Source organism: Dyadobacter sp., assembly GCF_051859145.1.
GTDB lineage: Bacteria > Bacteroidota > Bacteroidia > Cytophagales > Spirosomataceae > Dyadobacter.
The window spans coordinates 1-1,520 of the sequence record NZ_JBHYGF010000549.1 but is presented as its reverse complement, the minus strand read 5'-3'; the positions used below and the strand labels follow the sequence as shown (position 1 = coordinate 1,520).

Here is a 1,520-nt window from a genome sequence, read left to right as displayed (position 1 = left end):
GATGTTTTTGAATGAATATACGAATATAAGTAAGATTGGAAATGTTACCAATTCTGGATTAAAGAATGAATAATTGTAACTTATATACCACTAAATATGTCCTTTTTAGCCTAAAATGGCCATTTCATTGTTATTTTTTAATATTTCATATACCTAAATTAAGAACCCTTTTTTTTGTGAAAAAATTAATATCTTTTTGTACAAACGAACGAGTAAAAAAAATTTCACCGCGCTTATGCTACCAGTTTTTGGCTGTGCTGCGAACCGAATTGTGTTATTTGTACACCCTTTGATATCAGTGCCGGCTATCTACTCACCTAACTATTAATCTATGTAATAAACTTTCCAAACTACTCTTTCCTATTTGTAGACAGGCTTCCCGGAGATGGAAGTAATGCAAGCTCTACGTTCCGTGCTTATACGGTTAAGCAACTTTATAATACCACTTTCTAACTCTAAATTTTAATCTATGAGATTTTCTACTGAATGGATACCTCGTGTCATTTCGCGCGGTGTTTTTTCACTTATCCTTCTCGTTGCGACTGTCATGATCGCTCATGCGCAGAATACAGTCAAAGGCAGGATCAAGGATGAGCAAGGCCAGGCATTACCGGGCGTGAGCGTTGTTGTCAAAGGGACCACAGCAGGAACTGTTACCGATAATGAAGGCAATTACTCCGTGAATGCGGACAGAAATTCGACATTGGTGTTTTCTTTCATCGGTTACCTTACACAGGAAATCGAAATTGGAACCAGAAATAATGTTGATATCACATTGGCTGCCGATACCAAAGCGCTTGAAGAAGTTGTAGTTGTGGGTTATGGTACAGCCAAGAAGGCAACACTGACCGGTTCTGTAACAGCTGTAAAAGGAGCTGAGCTTCAAAAAGCACCTGCTGCCAACCTTTCCAATACATTAGGTGGTCGTCTTCCGGGTATTTCTGCGGTACAAAGCAGCGGTGAGCCTGGCTACGATGGTTCTGCGATCCGTATCCGTGGTACCAACTCACTGGGTAACAGCAACGCACTGATCGTTGTGGATGGTGTTCCAAACAGAAGTGGTGGTTTGGACCGCATTAATCCTGCTGACATTGAAAGTATTTCCGTTCTGAAAGATGCAGCAGCTGCGATTTACGGTTCACGTGCAGGTAACGGGGTAATCCTGATTACTACCAAACGTGGAAAAACCGGCAAGCCGCAATTGTCTTACGATATGAACTTCGGGGTTTCGCAGCCAACGCGTACACCTGAAATGTCGAATGCATCTGAATATGCAACTATCCGTAACGAATTGCAGATTTATGATAACCTCCCCGTAGGAGAGTGGCAGGGTGCATTGCAAGGCTTTAACACAACCGGATCTTACAAAAGAATCGATAACGGAAACGTGATCAATGCCGTTTTCAATCCGGATGATATGAAGAAGTTTGCAGATGGATCTGATCCCTACCTGCACCCGAATACAGACTGGTACGGTTCAGTTTTGAGAAAATGGGCTCCTCAGCAGCGTCATAATGTGC

Annotated in this window: 1 protein-coding gene; it reads left to right on the top strand. The window is 42.2% G+C overall.

Going from position 1 to position 1,520, the window contains the following annotated elements; translation table 11 throughout:
* Positions 1-547: 547 nt before the first annotated feature.
* The coding region (locus ACTIE6_RS23765; protein WP_439558995.1) for a SusC/RagA family TonB-linked outer membrane protein at positions 548-1,520 on the top strand (973 nt) is incomplete at its 3' end.